This window comes from Agromyces sp. Y575, from assembly GCF_059445445.1.
Genome location: NZ_JCAIUI010000004.1, coordinates 354,971 through 370,763, shown reverse-complemented (window position 1 = coordinate 370,763; position 15,793 = coordinate 354,971). Strand labels below are relative to the sequence as shown.

Here is a 15,793-nt window from a genome sequence, read left to right as displayed (position 1 = left end):
GGAATGTCCTACAAAGGGGCCTTCGTCCTACATTGCGGATGCCGCGGCAGTCGCACTGAGCGGATGTCGCGAGCTCGCGGCATCCGCTCAGTTCATGCCCTGGTCAGTGACCCGGGAACTTGTCGATCGCCTTCTGGATGAGCTCCTCGGCCTCGGCCGCGTCGCCCCAGCCCTCGGTCTTGACCCACTTGCCGGGCTCCAGGTCTTTGTAGTGCTCGAAGAAGTGCTCGATCTCCTTGCGCGTGAACTCGGGGATGTCGTTCAGGTCCTGGATGTGGTTCCAGCGGGGGTCGCCCGCGGGCACCGCGATGACCTTCGCGTCGCCGCCGCCGTCGTCGGTCATGTGGAACACTCCAACGGGGCGCACCTTCACGCCCACGCCCGGGAAGAGCGGGAAGTCGAGCAGCACGAGCACGTCGAGCGGGTCGCCGTCGTCGCCGAGGGTGTTCTCGAAGAAGCCGTAGTCGGTCGGGTAGACGAAGGTCGTGTACAGCACCCGGTCGAGGAAGACGCGCCCGGTCTCATGGTCGATCTCGTACTTGTTGCGGCTCCCCTTGGGGATCTCGATGATGGCGGCGTACTCGCCCATGGTGTTCTCCTTCTTCTGGAAGCACTTCTCGAAGCTTGGCCTGCGGCCGACCCGTTCGGGAGCGGCCGCGATCGGCGGAATAAGATTACTTGATGCCTCCTGACCAGCCGACGGCGCTCCCTGGGCCTGCCGAAGGGGTCGCGACCCCGCGTCGGCCGCGACTGACACCGCCGATCGCCGACGTGCGCCGCGCCGTGCGCGGCGTGCTGCCCGAGTTCGTCCCGTTCCCCGAGCCTGTCGAAAGGGACGCGGCGGCCCAGCCCGCTTCGACGGGCTCAGCGAGCGGAAAGCTCGTGCTCGTCGCGCTGTCCGGCGGCGGCGACTCGCTCGCGCTCGCCGCGGCCACGGCGTTCGAGGCGCCCCGCGCCGGGCTCCGCGCGGGTGCCGTCATCGTCGACCACGGGCTGCAGGCAGGGTCGGCGGATGTCGCGGCCGCCGCAGCGGCGACCGCGCGCGAGCTCGGGCTCGACCCCGTGATCGTGCGTCAGATCGAGGTCCCTTCGACGGGCTCAGGGAGCAAGGGCGGGCCCGAGGCATCCGCTCGCTCAGCGCGTTATGCCGCCCTCGATGCCGTCGCCATCGAGACGGGTGCAGTGCTCGTGCTGCTCGGGCACACGTTCGACGACCAGGCCGAGACGGTGCTGCTCGGCCTCGCCCGCGGCTCGGGCGCCGCGAGCCTCTCGGGCATGCCTGCTCGTGCCGGTCGCTATGCCCGGCCGCTCCTCGGCATCCGCCGTGCGACGACCAGGCAGGCATGCCTCGACGCGGGGCTCACCCCGTGGGACGACCCGCACAATACCGACGACTCCTTTGCACGTGTTCGCGTACGCGAACGGATACTGCCCGTGTTGGAAGCCGAGCTGGGGCCGGGCATCGCCGAGGCGCTCGTGCGCACCGCCGAGCAGTTGCGTGAAGACGAGGCGGCGTTCGCCGAGCAGATCGAGGAGTTCATCGAGGAGATCTGCGAGCCCGCCGAGGCCGGCATCGCGGTGTCGGTCGGCGCCCTCGCGGCGAACCCGGCGGCGCTGCGCCAACGCATCATCAGGCACGTCGTCGGCAGTGAGTTCGGGGTGTCGCTCTCTCGCGCCCAGACCCTCGAGGTTGCACGACTCGTCACCGACTGGCACGGCCAGGGCCCGATCGACCTGCAGGGCGTCCAGGCTGCACGCATCGGTGAGTTGTTGGTGTTCACCGCGGCCTGAGGTGCAGCGCGCCTTGCGCGCGGGCGCGGGGCGTGCCAACGTCGGGCCATGGAACAGCCCTCAGTGCGGCGATGGCCCGTCGCGATCGTGGCATCAGCGGCGATCGCCTGGCTCGGCATGTTCGTGCACAACGTCGCTGACCTCCCGGGGCAGACGATCCTCAGCGCCGAGACGCTCGTGCCGACGCTCATCACGCTCGTGCTGGCCGGCTGCTGGTTCGTCCGCCCCATCAGGCGGGTCGCGACGTGGGCGCTCCTCGTCTGGGGCTGGCTCTCGTTCGCCGGCGGCATCCTCACGGTGCTCCCGCTCGGGTTCTTGCCGTTCCAGCCGGCGCAGACCATCGAGCACTACGGATTCCACGTCGTCTACGCCGCCACGCAGGTGCCGTTGATCGTCATCACGACGCTCTGGCTGCGGGACGCGCAGCGTGCAACGACAACCGGCGCGGCATCCACAGGAGGCGACCGGTAGGCTCGTGGCATCCGCCGAGCAACGAGGAGCAGACCGGAATGTACGCGCGCGAGATCGAGGCCGACCTCACCGAGGTGCTCGTCACCGAAGCCGAGATCCACGCGAAGCTCGCCGAGCTCGCCCGCCGCATCGAGGCCGACTACGAGGGCCGCGACGTGCTGCTCGTCGGCGTGCTGAAGGGCGCCGTCATGGTCATGGCCGACCTCGCACGCGAGCTGCGCCCGCACGTGAAGATGGACTGGATGGCGGTCTCCTCCTACGGTGCGGGCACGCAGTCCTCGGGCGTCGTGCGCATCGTGAAAGACCTCGACACCGACCTCACCGGCAAGCACGTGGTCATCGTCGAAGACATCATCGACTCGGGCCTCACCCTCAGCTGGCTGCTCGGCAACCTCGAGTCACGCGGCGCCGAGTCCGTCGAGATCTGCGCCCTGCTGCGCAAGCCCGACGCCGCGAAAGTCGCCGTGACGGTCAAGTACCTCGGTTTCGACATCCCGAACCAGTTCGTCGTCGGCTACGGCCTCGACTACGCCGAGCAGTACCGCAACCTCCGCGACGTCGCGATCCTCGCACCGCACGTCTACAGCTGAATCTCCCGGGCGCTCATGGGGTCGCAGGCCCTAGCGTCATCGCATGGGAGGGGGTGCGATCGCACTCGGGCTCATGGGACTGCTGCGCCTGTTGGTTCGCTGAGCCCTGCTGCGCAGCCCACAGCGGCTGCGTTTGTTGGTTCGCTGAGCCCTGCTGCGCAGCCCACAGCGAACACGCAGCCGACCCGCAGCACCGCCGCGGTAGCCTGTCAGCACCATGAACATCAAGAAGATCCTGCGCGGGCCGATCATCTACATTCTGCTGGCGATTGTCGCCGTGTGGATCGGTTCGAGCCTCATCACCGCCTCTGGGTTCAAAGAGGTGTCGACGCAAGAGGGCCTCGAACTGCTGAACGACGGCAAGGTCGCCTCGGTCAAGATCGTCGATGGTGAGAACCGCGTCGACCTCACGCTCGCCAAGGAAGACGACGAGCTCGGCAAGCAGGTGCAGTTCTACTACGTGACGCCGCGCGGCGCCGACATCGTCGCCGCCGTCGACGAGGCCAACCCGGCCGACGGTTACAACGACGAGGTGCCGCAGCCGAACTGGTTCCTCTCGATGCTCGGCATCCTCCTGCCGCTCGTGCTCATCGGCCTCTTCTTCTGGATCATGCTCTCGGGCATGCAGGGCGGCGGCAGCAAGGTCATGCAGTTCGGCAAGTCCAAGGCGAAGCTCGTCTCGAAAGAGAGCCCGAAGGTCACCTTCGACGACGTCGCCGGCGCCGACGAGGCCATCGAAGAGCTCCACGAGATCAAGGAGTTCCTGAAGGAACCCGCGAAGTTCCAGGCCGTCGGCGCGCGCATCCCCAAGGGCGTGCTGCTGTACGGCCCTCCCGGTACCGGCAAGACGCTGCTCGCACGAGCCGTCGCCGGTGAAGCGGCCGTGCCGTTCTACTCGATCTCGGGTTCCGACTTCGTCGAGATGTTCGTGGGCGTCGGTGCATCCCGCGTGCGCGACCTCTTCGAGCAGGCCAAGCAGAACGCGCCCGCCATCATCTTCGTCGACGAGATCGACGCCGTCGGCCGGCACCGCGGTGCCGGACTCGGCGGCGGGCACGACGAGCGCGAGCAGACGCTGAACCAGCTGCTCGTCGAGATGGACGGATTCGACCCGAAGACCAACGTCATCCTCATCGCGGCGACGAACCGCCCCGACATCCTCGACCCGGCACTGCTGCGCCCCGGCCGCTTCGACCGGCAGATCGGCGTCGACGCGCCCGACCTCAAGGGGCGCCAGAAGATCCTCGAGGTGCACTCCAAGGGCAAGCCGCTCGCCAACGGCGTCGACCTCGAGGTGCTCGCGCGCAAGACGCCCGGCTTCACCGGTGCCGACCTCGCGAACGTGCTCAACGAGGCAGCGCTGCTCACTGCGCGCTCGAACGCGCAGCTCATCGACAACCGGGCCCTCGACGAGGCCGTCGACCGTGTGATCGCCGGCCCGCAGCGCCGCTCCCGCGTCATGAAAGACAAGGAGAAGCTCATCACGGCGTACCACGAGGGCGGCCACGCACTCGCTGCCGCGGCGATGAACTACACCGACCCCGTCACGAAGATCACGATCCTGCCGCGTGGGCGCGCCCTCGGTTACACGATGGTGCTGCCGCTCGAAGACAAGTACTCGATCAGCCGCAACGAACTGCTCGACCAGCTCACGTACGCGATGGGCGGCCGCGTTGCCGAAGAGATCGTGTTCCACGACCCCTCGACCGGCGCGTCGAACGATATCGAGAAGGCCACGTCGACGGCTCGCAAGATGGTCACCGAATTCGGTATGAGCGCGAACGTCGGTGCGATCAAGCTCGGCCAGTCGGGCGGCGAGGTCTTCCTCGGCCGTGACATGGGTCACCAGCGCGACTACTCCGAGCGGCTCGCCGAGCGGGTCGACGCCGAGGTGCGCTCGCTCATCGAGCAGGCGCATGACGAGGCGTGGCTGGTTCTGAACGACAACCGCGACATCCTCGACAAGCTCGCGGCCGAACTGCTCGAACAAGAGACGCTCGACCACAAGCAGATCGCCGAGATCTTCAAAGACGTGAAGAGGTTGCCCGAGCGCCCGCAGTGGCTGTCGAGCGACAAGCGCCCCGTGTCCGACCGGCCTCCGATCGCCTTCCCGACCGAGAAGATGCCGATCGACCAGGGTGCCGTCGACGGCGGAGTCGACTCCGGCCAGCTGCCCGTCGACGAGACCGCGGCGCGCGCGCCCCGGTCGAACCCGCGCCCCGCCACGGCGTAGTCGTCGGTCGGTCCAAGTCCGTCGACCCGAAGAAGGGGAGCCATGGCCGGAGTGGACGCCCTGCGCATCCAGCGCGCGGTGCACGAGATCCTGCTCGCGATCGGTGAAGACCCATCGCGGCCCGGGCTCGTGCGCACGCCCCAGCGAGTCGCCGAGGCCTACGCCGACTTCTTCGGCGGCCTCGACGTCGATCCGCTCAGTCACCTCGCCGACTCGGTTCCGATCGGGTCGGCTCTTCGACAGGCTCAGGGCGGCGCGGATGCCGGCGTGCCCGCGACGAGCGAAGCCGTCATCCTCCGCGACCTCGCGTTCCGTTCGGTGTGCGAGCACCACCTGTTGCCGTTCGTCGGTACGGCGCACGTGGCCTACCTGCCCGGTGACCGGGTCGTCGGGCTCGGTCGGATTCCCGCGGTCGTCGACACGCTCGCCCGCCGTCCCCAGTTGCAGGAGCGGCTCACCGAGGAGATCGCCGACACTCTGGTGGCCGGCCTCGACCCCAAGGGCGTGCTCGTCGTGCTCGACGCGCAGCACCGTTGCGTGACGACCCGGGGTTCCCGGCAGGAACGCAGCTCCACGGTGACGATCGCGAGTCGCGGCGCGCTCTCCGAGCCCGCTGCCCGCAGTGAGATCATCGCGCTGATCGGTGCGCAGGCGAATGCCTGACGAGCGTTCGCTCCCTGAGCCCGTCGAAGCGCTCCGCGAGAAGCCTCCGTTCGACGGGCTCAGGGAGCCCACCTTGGTCATGGGGGTCGTCAACGTCACCCCCGACTCGTTCAGTGACGGCGGTCGCTGGTTCGATGCCGACGCGGCGATCGCGCACGGGCTCGAGCTCGTCGCCGAGGGCGCCGACATCCTCGACGTCGGCGGTGAGTCGACGCGCCCCGGCGCGGCTCGCGTCGAACCCGAAGAGGAGTTGCGCCGGGTGGTACCGGTCATCCGAGAGCTCGCCGGCCGCGGCATCCGCCTGAGCGTCGACACAATGCGTGCGGCCACCGCGCTCGCGGCCGTCGAAGCGGGCGCCGAGATCATCAACGACGTCTCCGCGGGCCTCGCCGACACCGCGATGGGCGCGATCGCCGCCGAGACAGGGGCGGCGTACGTCGCGATGCACTGGCGCGGCCACGCCGACCGCATGGACGACTTCGCCGACTACGACGACGTCGCTCTCGAAGTGCGCGACGAACTCGCCCAGCGGGTCGACGCACTCGTGGCGGCGGGCGTCGTTCCCGAGAAGCTCATCCTCGACCCCGGACTCGGCTTCGCAAAGCGCGGTGAGCAGAACTGGCAGCTGCTCGGGCGACTCGACGTGCTCGCCGGGCTCGGGCTGCCGATCCTCGTGGGCGCTTCGCGCAAGCGATTCCTCGGCGCGATGCTGCCGGCCGAGGCATCCGTCACCGACCGTGACCTGCCGACCGCCGTCGTGAGTGTGCTCTCCGCCGAAGCAGGCGCCTGGGGGGTGCGGGTGCACGACGTGCAGGGCACGCGCCGCGCCCTCGACGTCCTCGGAGCGTGGCAGAGTGGTCGACGTGCCTGAACTGAGCAAACGCGACCAGGGCGACCGCATCACCCTCACCGGGCTTCGCGTGCGCGCGCACCACGGCGTGTTCGACTTCGAACGCGCCGACGGCCAGGAGTTCGTGATCGACGTCACGGTCTCGGTCGACCTGGCCGCCGCGGCATCCGCCGATGACCTCGACCGCACCGTGCATTACGGCGAACTCGCCGAAGCGGTCGTCGCCGCCGTCGAACGCGACCCGGTCGACCTCATCGAGACGGTCGCCGAACGCGTCGCCGTCGTTGCGCTCGGCTTCGCGACCGTCGACGAGGTCGAAGTCACGGTGCACAAGCCGCATGCACCCATCAGCGTTCCCTTCGCGGATGTCGCGGTCACCATCGTTCGGGCGCGGTCATGACGCGCGCCGTCATCGCCTTCGGGGCGAACCTCGGCGATCGTGAGGCGACGATCGCGGCCGCCACGCGTGAGATCGCCGAGACCGACGGCCTCGTGCTCGTGGCCGTGTCGCCGGTCTACGAGACACCCGCGATCAAAGACGCGGGCGTCGACGACGATGCGCCGCAATACCTCAACGGCGTGGTCGTCGTCGAGACGAGCATCGACCCGCACGCCCTGCTCGACGTGCTGCAGCAAATCGAGCACGAGCACGGGCGGGTGCGTTCCGAGCACTGGGGCGATCGCACCCTCGACCTCGACCTCATCGACGTCGACGGCACCGTGATCGCCGACGAGCGACTCGTGCTGCCGCATCCGCGCGCGTGGCAGCGGGCCTTCGTACTGGCGCCGTGGCTCGATGTGGAGCCCGACGCCGTGCTGGCCGGGCGCGGGCCGATCGATGCCCTTCGCGCTGCGGCATCCGACGAGGTGACGCGCCGATGAAGCGCACGCACGTCTCCACGATCATCGCGTTCGTGCTCGCCGGCCTCGTCGCCGGCTACCTCGTCGACCTCGCGACCGTCTCCTCCGGGGCGAAGGCGCTCGTGCCCCCCATTTCGCTGCCGATCACGCTGACGGGTGTCGCGATCCTCGTCGTCGCCCTCGCCTTGCCCATCAGGCGGGCAGTGAAGGGCAAGGCGACGAAGCACCTCGACCCGTTCCGGGCGATGCGCACCGCGGTGCTCGCGAAGGCGTGCAGCCTGAGCGGAGCGCTCGTCTTCGGCTTCGGCCTCGGCATCACTCTCTTCCTCCTGACCCGCAGCGTGGTGCCGGCTCCATCGACGATCTGGCTCGCTCTTGCCACGGCGATCGGTGCGGCCCTGCTCATGGCCGGTGGGCTCATCGCCGAGCACTTCTGCACGCTTCCGCCCGACGACACCGAGACCGAGAAGGAAGAACCCGCTCATGCCTGAACTGCCCGGCACCCGGCCCGACGAAACGGGTCATGAACTGCCCGGCACCGAGCCCGACGAGACGGGTCATGAACTGCCCGGCACCGAGCCCGACGAGACGAGGTCTGGCGGGTCGGCGGCTGACGCGGCATCCGATACCGGCTGGCAGCGTGTCTCACCGAAGTACCTCGTCGTCGAGGTGATCGGCTCGATCATCGGCATGGTGATCTTCGTCGGCGCCCTCCTCGTCGTGTACTTCCTCTGGCAGCAGCAGTGGGCGCTCTGGATCGCGATCGCGATCGCCGTGGCCTCGATCATCGGCATCGCGTTCGAGCCGCGTCGGGTGCGCTCGATCGAGTATCGGCTGCGAGCCGACGACCTGCTGTTCCGGCGAGGCATCATGTTCCAGCGACAGGTGGCTGTGCCCTACGGGCGCATGCAGCTGGTCGACATCACCCGTGGCCCGGTCGCGCGGTGGCTCGGGCTCGCCGACCTCAAGTTCGTGACGGCCGCCGCGTCGACCGCGGTCACCGTACCGGGGTTGCCGATGGAAGAGGCAGACCGCCTTCGCGACGAGCTGGTCGCCCTCGCCGAGTCGCGCCGGGCGGGGCTGTGAGCCGAATCGAGCGCCCGCAGGGTGTGGTGAACCTCGCCGACGGCGAGTGGCACCGCCTGCATCCGGCGAGCCCGCTGCTGCGCGGCGGTCTCGTGTTCATCGCCGTGATCGGATTCCTGATCGCGAACCTCCGCGAGCGGGTCGTCGACATCTGGATATCGGTCGTCGCACCCGAGGCGGGCGAGGGGCTCGACGCGGAGTACGGCGGGTGGCGACAGGACTGGGCGAACGACCCGGTCGGCGGCATCGTCTCCAACGGGCTTGTGGGCTGGGCGATCCTCGGCCTCACCGTCGTGATCATCGCCGTCGTGGCGGCCTTCTGGCTGTCGTGGCGCATGCACACGTTCCGGGTGACGCGCGAGGCGGTCGAGGTGAAGAGTGGCATCTTCTTCCGCTCTCATCGAAGCGCCAGGCTCGATCGCATCCAGGGCATCAACGTCAACCGGCCGTTGTTCGCACGACTCTTCGGTACCGCGAAGCTCGAGGTCTCGGTCGCCGGCCAATCGGCGAACGTGCAGCTCGCCTATCTCGGCTCGGCGCTGGCCGACGCCCTGCGGGCCGACATACTTCGGCTGGCGTCTGGTGCCCGCGCCGAACGGGAACAGGGCCCTGCCGCCGCCCGGGCCGCGGTATCCGGCCAGGTCGCGGCCGGCCCCGATCGTGACGGGGGCGCAGGCCCAGCCGTCGTCCCGGGCACCGACACGGGCGTCGCGTCAGGAGTCGACCCGAGCGGCGCGCACCAGCCCGTGACCTCCCGCGCAGGTGCGATCGTCACCCAGCGCGTCGGCGAGTTCCTCGCGCCCGAGCTGGACCCCGAGCTCGCGCCGCCCGAGTCGGTCGTGCACCTGCCGATCGGGCGCGTCATCGGATCGACCCTGCTCGGCGGTTCGACGCTGTGGGCGATCATCCTCGTCGCGATCATCGTGGTGGGCGTGACGACGGGCCAGATGTGGGTGCTCTTCAGCTTCGTGCCAGCGGGGATCGGTCTCGTGAGCTACATGTGGACCCGCATAACGAAGTCGCTCCGCTACTCGATCGCGGGCACGCCCGATGGCGTGCGTATCGGTCACGGGCTGCTCTCCACCGCGAACCAGACGATCCCCCCGGGGCGCGTCCACGCGATCGAAGCGACGCAGTGGGTGTTCTGGCGGCCGTTCGGTTGGTGGTCGGTGCGCATCAACGTCGCCGGACAATCGATCTCCGCCTCCGGCGATGCCGCGCAGCGCACCATCGTGCTGCCGGTCGGCATGGCGGTCGACGTGCACCGGGTGCTGGCCCTGCTGCTTCCGGATGCCGCAGCCGACGTCGAGCCGCTCGTCGACGCCGGCCTGATCGGCCGGGGCGGCGCCGGCGGCTTCTCGAGCACGCCGAAGCGCGCAGCATGGCTGCGGCCGTTCTCGTGGCGGCGAATCGGATTGGCATCCGCCTCCGGCGTCGCGGTGATCCGGCGGGGCGCGCTCGTGCGCAGCCTCAGCCTCGTGCCGCTCGCGCGCATGCAGTCGCTCGCGGTGTCGGTCGGCCCGATCGCGCGCGCACTCGACCTCGCAACCCTTCGCCTGCACACCGTCACCGGCCCGGTCACGGCGCTGCTGCCCGTCGTCGACCGTTCCGAGGCGACGGCGCTCTTCGAGCGCCTCTCGCACGAAGCGGTCGAGCGTGCGGCGAGCGACACCTCGCACCACTGGGGCGCGGTCCCGTTCGCTGCATCTGCTGCATCGGCTGCGCTCGCTGAGCCCGCCGAAGCGCAGCCAGGTTCGCCCTCCCTTCGGCACGCTCAGGGAACAGATTCCGTCGAAGCTCAGCCAGGTTCGCCCTCCCTTCGGCACGCTCAGGGAACAGATTCCGTCGGAGCGCAGCCAGGTTCGCCCTCCCTTCGGCACGCTCAGGGAACAGATTCCGCCGAAGCGCAGCCAGGTTCGCCCTCCCTTCGGCACGCTCAGAGAACAGATTCCGTCGGAACGGAACCAGATCGTGTTGACTGATCGTCCGGGCCGGCTCGGTGTCGGCACCATCGGCGCCGGGCGCGTCGGCGCGGTGCTCGCGTCAGCGCTCGCGGGTGCGGGCCACGCCCTCACGGGCATCTCCGCCGTCTCCGACTCGAGCCGGGAGCGCGCCGCGGCGATGCTGCCGTCGGTTCCGATACTGACGATCCCCGAGATCGTGGAGCGCAGCGAACTCGTGCTGCTCGCCGTGCCCGAAGACGAGCTCGGCGCACTCGTCGCGGGTCTCGCCGACGCCGGGGTCTGGCAGCCCGGGCAACTCGTGCTGCACACCGTCGCACGCTTCGGCACCGAAGTGCTCGATCCCGCGCGACTCGCGGGGGCCATCCCGCTCGCCGTGCATCCCGCCATGAGCTTCACCGGCACGAGCGTCGATCTCGGTCGGCTGCCGGGCACGTGGTTCGCGGTCACCGCTCCGGCGCCGGTGCTGCCGATCGGACAGGCGCTCGTCGTCGAGATGGGCGGCGAACCCTTCATCGTCGCCGAGCGCGACCGCGCCGCCTACGGGGAGGCGATCGACACCGCGGTGTCGTTCTCGCGTGCGATCGTCGACCAGGCGAGCGGGCTCCTCGACGGCATCGGCGTCGCCCGCCCGGGTGCCGTGCTCGCGCCGCTCGTGCGCTCCTCCGTCGAGAACGCGCTCGCGAGGCACGACAGCGGCGCGTACGCCGAGGGTGCCGATACGATCGACGGGGCCGGTACCGATTGGCCTCTTGGAGGTGGCGCGTGACCGAGGTCGCTGCAGGCACGCGTGTGGTGCCGACGATCGCCGAGCTGCGCGGGCTCCTCTCCGAGCGACGCGCGGCCGGGGCATCCGTCGCCCTCGTGCCGACCATGGGCGCCCTGCACGACGGTCACCTCGCGCTCGTCGAGCGTGCGCGCGAGCTCGCCGAGGTCGTCGTGGTGTCGATCTTCGTGAATCCGCTGCAGTTCGGCCCTGGCGAAGATCTCGACCGCTACCCACGCAACCTCGACGCGGATGCCGCCTCGCTCGCGGCCCTCGGCGTGGAGTTCGTGTTCGCTCCGACGGTCGACGAGATGTACCCGCGCGGCGAGGTCGGAACGAAGCTCACCGCCGGACGGGTGGGTTCGCTCTATGAGGGCGCGTCGCGCCCTGGCCATTTCGACGGCATGCTCACCGTCGTCAGCAAGCTGCTGAACATCGCCCGGCCCGACATCGCGGTCTTCGGCCAGAAAGACGCCCAGCAGGTGTTCCTCGTGCGCAGCATGGTGCGCGATCTCGACGTGCCGACCGACATCGAGGTGGTGCCGACCGTCCGCGAATCCGACGGGCTCGCCCTCTCGAGCCGCAATCGCTACCTCGACCCGGCGCAGCGCACATCGGCCCTCACCCTCTCCGAGGCGCTCAAGGCGGCGCAGGACGCGGCCCCTGACGGTCTCTCCGAGGTGCTCGCCGAGGCAGCCGCCGCGTTCGGCGACCATGACGAGGTCACGCTCGACTATCTCGTCGTCGTCGATCCCGAGACCTTCCTGCCGGTCGCCGATGAGGCGAGGGGCGAGGCTGTCGTGCTCGTCGCCGCCCGCATCGGCGCCACTCGGCTCATCGACAACGCGACGATCACGCTCGGCTGACGGCCGGCGTCTCGACGGGCTCAGCCCGCAGGAGCGCCCAAGTAGGCTGGTGCACGCACCTTTTCGCGCGACGAGAGAGAACGATGGCCGACAACCACACGGATGCCACGCCCGAGCCCACTGCCGAGGAGATCAGCGCCGACCAGATCAGCGCCGATGAGATCTCCGAGCAGAAGGCCGTGCGGCTCGCCAAGCGCGAGCGGCTGATCGCGGCATCCGACGACCCGGCCTTCGGTGCGTATCCGGTGCGCCTCCCGATCACGACCACGATTCCCGAGGTGCGCGACCGCTTCGTCGGCCTCGGCGTCGATCAGGCGAGCGGCGAGCAGGTCGGTGTCGCGGGGCGCATCGTGCACTCCCGCAACACCGGCAAGCTCTGTTTCGCCACGCTGCAGTCGGGCGACGGCAGCCGCATCCAGGCGATGGTCTCCCTCGCCGAGGTGGGCGAGGAGTCGCTCGCCGAGTGGAAAGAGCTCGTCGACCTCGGCGATCACGTCTTCGTCGCAGGCGAGGTCATCACGAGTCGGCGCGGCGAGCTCTCGATCATGGTGAAAGAGTGGCGCATCGCCTCGAAGGCGATCCTGCCGTTGCCGAACCTGCACAACGAGCTCTCCGAAGAGATGCGGGTGCGCAGCCGCTACCTCGACCTCATCTCGCGCGAACAGGCCCGCAAGAACGTCATCGACCGCGCGAAGGTCAACGCGAGCGTCCGTCGAACGCTCGATGCCCGCGCGTTCATCGAGGTCGAGACCCCCATGCTGCAGGTCATGCACGGCGGGGCATCCGCTCGCCCGTTCGTGACGCACTCCAACGCGTTCGACACCGAGCTCTACCTGCGCATCGCGCCCGAACTGTACCTGAAGCGCGCCGTCGTCGGCGGCATCGAGCGAGTGTACGAGATCAACCGCAACTTCCGCAACGAGGGCGCCGACTCGACGCACAGCCCCGAGTTCGCGATGCTCGAGGCCTACGAGGCGTACGGCGACTACACCACGATGGCCGACCTCACGCAGCAGCTCATCCAAGACGCCGCGCTCGCCACAGCGGGTTCACACCTCGTGACCTCGGTCGACGGCACCGAGTTCGATCTCGGCGGCGACTGGCCGCGCATCTCGATGTACGACTCGCTTTCCGAGGCGGTCGGCGAGACGATCACGGCGTCGACGCCGATGGAGCGCCTGAAGCAGCTCGCCGACGAGGCCGGGGTCGAGGTCGACCACCCGCTGCCCGGCAAGTACGTCGAAGAGCTGTGGGAGCACCACGTGAAGTCCGGTCTCGAGCGCCCGACCTTCGTCATGGACTTCCCGCTCGACACCTCACCGCTCGTGCGCGAGCACCGCTCGATCCCTGGCGTCGTCGAGAAGTGGGATCTCTATATCCGCGGCTTCGAGCTCGCGACCGGTTACTCCGAGCTCGTCGACCCGGTCGTGCAGCGTGAGCGCTTCGTGGCGCAGGCCCAGCTCGCCGCGGCGGGCGACCCGGAGGCGATGCGCCTCGACGAGGAGTTCCTGCGCGCGCTCGAGTTCGGCATGCCGCCGTCGGGTGGCATGGGCATGGGCATCGACCGGTTGCTCATGGCGCTCACCGGCCTCGGCGTCCGCGAGACGATCCTCTTCCCGTTGGTCAAGTGAGCTTCGAGTGAGCGGATGCCCCAGATGAACGATTTCCTCCCGAAGGGCGAGCTCGAACCCGAGCAAGACCCCAAGCGCCCCTCCAACACGCGCCTCGGAATCTGGATCGTCGTCGGCGCGATCGGCCTCTACCTCGTCGGCTCGGGCATCTGGGGCCTCATCACCGGCGGCTGACCTGCCTTCGGGCGAGCGGATGCCGCGGCATCCGCTCGCCAGAAATACGCCATGCCGCGGCATCCGCTGACCGCGGCGCGCCCTGATGCAGAGCCGCCATGCGGCGAAACCGGGCAAAGCCCCGTATCCTTGTAGCTCTATGGACGAATTCTGGGCGAATGCGATCTGGTCGCTCGCGCCGACCGTGCTCATCGGGCTCATCTTCTGGTTCGTGATGCGCGCGATCATCCACTCCGACCGCAACGAGCGCAAGGCGTACGCCCGCATCGAAGCGGAGGAGCGGGCGAAGCTCGCCCAACAGCGACCGGCAGCCTGAACGCATGACCGGGGAGCAGACGACGCTGCTCGTCGCCGGCGTCGTCATCGTCATCGACGTCGTCATCCGCATCACCGCGATCATCGTGGTGCCCCGCAACCGCCGCCCGACCGCGGGCATGGCGTGGCTCCTCGCGATCTTCTTCATCCCGTACATCGGGGTGCTGGGCTACCTGCTCATCGGCAATCCGAAGCTGCCGAAGCACCGGCGCCGCAAGCAGGCCGAGGTCGACCGCTACATCCGCGAATCGACGCACGGTGTCGAGCGGGTGAGTGATCCCGGTGACTGGCCCGCGTGGTTCGAAGGCGTCGTGCGCCTCAACCGCAACCTCGGCTCGATGCCCCTCATCGGCTCGAACAGCGCGAGCCTCATCGGCCACTACCAGGGCTCCCTCGACGCGATGACCGCGGCCGTGCACGACGCGAAACGCTATGTGCATGTCGAGTTCTACATCTTCGCCTACGACACCACGACGGCGCCGTTCTTCGACGCGCTCGGCGAAGCGGTCGCTCGTGGCGTCGACGTTCGCGTGCTGCTCGATCATGTGGCGTCGTTCCGGGTGAAGGGCTACCGCAAGACGCTCAAGCGTCTGACCGCGATGGGGGTGCGGTGGCAGCTCATGCTGCCCGTACAGCCGTTCAAGGGCAAGTACCAGCGGCCCGACCTTCGCAATCACCGCAAGATCCTCGTCGTCGACGGCGAGGTCGGCTTCATGGGCTCGCAGAACGTCATCGACCGCAGCTACAACAAGCGCAGCAACATCCGCCGCGGCCTGAAATGGAAAGAGCTCGTGACGCGCGTCGAAGGGCCGATCGTGGCCGGACTCGATGCGATCTTCGCCACCGACTGGTACCTCGAAACCGGTGAGGAGCCGGTGCGCGACCTCGCGGAGTCGCTCGACCAGCCGGGCGAGGCGCAAGATCTCGACTGCCAAGTGGTGCCGAGCGGGCCGGGCTTCCCGAACGAGAACAACCTCAAGCTCTTCCTCGCGCTGCTCTACGCAGCAGAGGAGCGCATCATCATCACGAGCCCGTACTTCGTGCCCGACGACGCGATGCTCCGCGCGATCAGCGGCGCGACGCAGCGCGGCATCCACGTCGAGCTCTTCGTCTCGGAGATCGGCGACCAGGCGCTGGTGTATCACGCGCAGCGCTCGTACTACGAGGCGCTGCTCCGCGGAGGCGTGAAGATCTACATGTACAAGGCGCCGTACATTCTGCACTCCAAGCACTTCACCATCGACGACGACGTCGCCGTCATCGGCTCGAGCAACATGGACATCCGTTCGTTCGAACTCAACATGGAGGTGTCGCTGCTCGTGCGCGGGGCCTCGTTCGTGCGCGAGATGCGCGCCATCGAAGACGGCTATCGGCGCGACAGCCACGAGCTGACGCTCGAGGCGTGGATGAAGCAGCCGCTGCGATCGACCGTGCTCGACAACCTCGCGCGACTGACCTCGGCGCTGCAGTAGCGCAACCCGTGGATTGGGGAGACGCGCCAGCGCCGTCTCGAAACCTTGTGTTCGAGCAAGGAT

At 68.9% G+C, this 15,793-nt stretch carries 18 protein-coding genes; 17 read left to right on the top strand and 1 reads right to left on the bottom strand.

Features of this window, described 5'->3' with window-relative positions; translation table 11 throughout:
• Nucleotides 1-103: 103 nt before the first annotated feature.
• Nucleotides 104-589: an inorganic diphosphatase gene (gene ppa, locus AC1C2U_RS17780; RefSeq protein WP_495363093.1), complete on the bottom strand. Its 486-nt coding sequence runs from the start codon at nucleotides 587-589 to the stop codon at nucleotides 104-106.
• Nucleotides 590-681: 92 nt separating this feature from the next.
• On the opposite strand from ppa, the gene tilS reads away from it, so the two are divergent.
• The 17 genes from tilS (at nucleotide 682) to cls (ending at nucleotide 15,730) form a co-directional block, all read left to right on the top strand.
• Nucleotides 682-1,791, top strand: coding sequence for a tRNA lysidine(34) synthetase TilS (gene tilS, locus AC1C2U_RS17775; RefSeq protein ID WP_495363092.1), 1,110 nt, complete (start codon nucleotides 682-684; stop codon nucleotides 1,789-1,791).
• A 48-nt stretch (nucleotides 1,792-1,839) separates the two neighbouring features.
• On the top strand, nucleotides 1,840-2,262 hold the full coding sequence (locus AC1C2U_RS17770; protein WP_495363091.1) for a hypothetical protein: 423 nt from the start codon (nucleotides 1,840-1,842) through the stop codon (nucleotides 2,260-2,262).
• A gap of 38 nt (nucleotides 2,263-2,300) precedes the next feature.
• Nucleotides 2,301-2,852, top strand: coding sequence for a hypoxanthine phosphoribosyltransferase (hpt, locus tag AC1C2U_RS17765; RefSeq protein WP_495363090.1), 552 nt, complete (start codon nucleotides 2,301-2,303; stop codon nucleotides 2,850-2,852).
• 217 nt (nucleotides 2,853-3,069) lie between these two features.
• On the top strand, nucleotides 3,070-5,085 hold the full coding sequence (gene ftsH / locus AC1C2U_RS17760; RefSeq protein WP_495363089.1) for an ATP-dependent zinc metalloprotease FtsH: 2,016 nt from the start codon (nucleotides 3,070-3,072) through the stop codon (nucleotides 5,083-5,085).
• Nucleotides 5,086-5,127: 42 nt separating this feature from the next.
• Nucleotides 5,128-5,748 (top strand): GTP cyclohydrolase I, encoded by a 621-nt coding sequence (gene folE / locus AC1C2U_RS17755; RefSeq protein WP_495363088.1) that lies wholly within the window; start codon nucleotides 5,128-5,130, stop codon nucleotides 5,746-5,748.
• A 79-nt stretch (nucleotides 5,749-5,827) separates the two neighbouring features.
• Nucleotides 5,828-6,619: a dihydropteroate synthase gene (gene folP / locus AC1C2U_RS17750; RefSeq protein ID WP_495363116.1), complete on the top strand. Its 792-nt coding sequence runs from the start codon at nucleotides 5,828-5,830 to the stop codon at nucleotides 6,617-6,619.
• Entirely contained in the window at nucleotides 6,612-6,998 is a 387-nt protein-coding gene (gene folB, locus AC1C2U_RS17745) for a dihydroneopterin aldolase (RefSeq protein WP_495363087.1), read from the top strand. Before folP ends, folB begins: the two co-directional genes overlap by 8 nt.
• Complete coding sequence (gene folK, locus AC1C2U_RS17740) at nucleotides 6,995-7,480, top strand: 2-amino-4-hydroxy-6-hydroxymethyldihydropteridine diphosphokinase (RefSeq protein ID WP_495363086.1); 486 nt, start codon at nucleotides 6,995-6,997, stop codon at nucleotides 7,478-7,480. Before folB ends, folK begins: the two co-directional genes overlap by 4 nt.
• Nucleotides 7,477-7,950, top strand: coding sequence for a DUF3180 domain-containing protein (locus tag AC1C2U_RS17735; protein WP_495363085.1), 474 nt, complete (start codon nucleotides 7,477-7,479; stop codon nucleotides 7,948-7,950). The genes folK and AC1C2U_RS17735 overlap by 4 nt, the downstream gene beginning before the upstream one ends.
• Entirely contained in the window at nucleotides 7,943-8,545 is a 603-nt protein-coding gene (locus tag AC1C2U_RS17730; RefSeq protein ID WP_495363084.1) for a PH domain-containing protein, read from the top strand. Before AC1C2U_RS17735 ends, AC1C2U_RS17730 begins: the two co-directional genes overlap by 8 nt.
• Entirely contained in the window at nucleotides 8,542-10,527 is a 1,986-nt protein-coding gene (locus tag AC1C2U_RS17725) for a PH domain-containing protein (RefSeq protein ID WP_495363083.1), read from the top strand. The genes AC1C2U_RS17730 and AC1C2U_RS17725 overlap by 4 nt, the downstream gene beginning before the upstream one ends.
• The gene (locus tag AC1C2U_RS17720) at nucleotides 10,520-11,275 is read left to right on the top strand and encodes a Rossmann-like and DUF2520 domain-containing protein (RefSeq protein ID WP_495363115.1); all 756 of its coding nucleotides are present in this window, start codon (nucleotides 10,520-10,522) and stop codon (nucleotides 11,273-11,275) included. The genes AC1C2U_RS17725 and AC1C2U_RS17720 overlap by 8 nt, the downstream gene beginning before the upstream one ends.
• The gene (gene panC / locus AC1C2U_RS17715) at nucleotides 11,272-12,138 is read left to right on the top strand and encodes a pantoate--beta-alanine ligase (RefSeq protein WP_495363082.1); all 867 of its coding nucleotides are present in this window, start codon (nucleotides 11,272-11,274) and stop codon (nucleotides 12,136-12,138) included. Before AC1C2U_RS17720 ends, panC begins: the two co-directional genes overlap by 4 nt.
• A gap of 83 nt (nucleotides 12,139-12,221) precedes the next feature.
• On the top strand, nucleotides 12,222-13,769 hold the full coding sequence (gene lysS / locus AC1C2U_RS17710) for a lysine--tRNA ligase (RefSeq protein ID WP_495363081.1): 1,548 nt from the start codon (nucleotides 12,222-12,224) through the stop codon (nucleotides 13,767-13,769).
• A 24-nt stretch (nucleotides 13,770-13,793) separates the two neighbouring features.
• Nucleotides 13,794-13,943 (top strand): hypothetical protein, encoded by a 150-nt coding sequence (locus AC1C2U_RS17705; RefSeq protein WP_495363080.1) that lies wholly within the window; start codon nucleotides 13,794-13,796, stop codon nucleotides 13,941-13,943.
• 139 nt (nucleotides 13,944-14,082) lie between these two features.
• The gene (locus tag AC1C2U_RS17700) at nucleotides 14,083-14,259 is read left to right on the top strand and encodes a hypothetical protein (protein ID WP_495363079.1); all 177 of its coding nucleotides are present in this window, start codon (nucleotides 14,083-14,085) and stop codon (nucleotides 14,257-14,259) included.
• 4 nt (nucleotides 14,260-14,263) lie between these two features.
• Nucleotides 14,264-15,730, top strand: coding sequence for a cardiolipin synthase (gene cls, locus AC1C2U_RS17695; RefSeq protein ID WP_495363078.1), 1,467 nt, complete (start codon nucleotides 14,264-14,266; stop codon nucleotides 15,728-15,730).
• The last annotated feature ends 63 nt before the right edge of the window (nucleotides 15,731-15,793 follow it).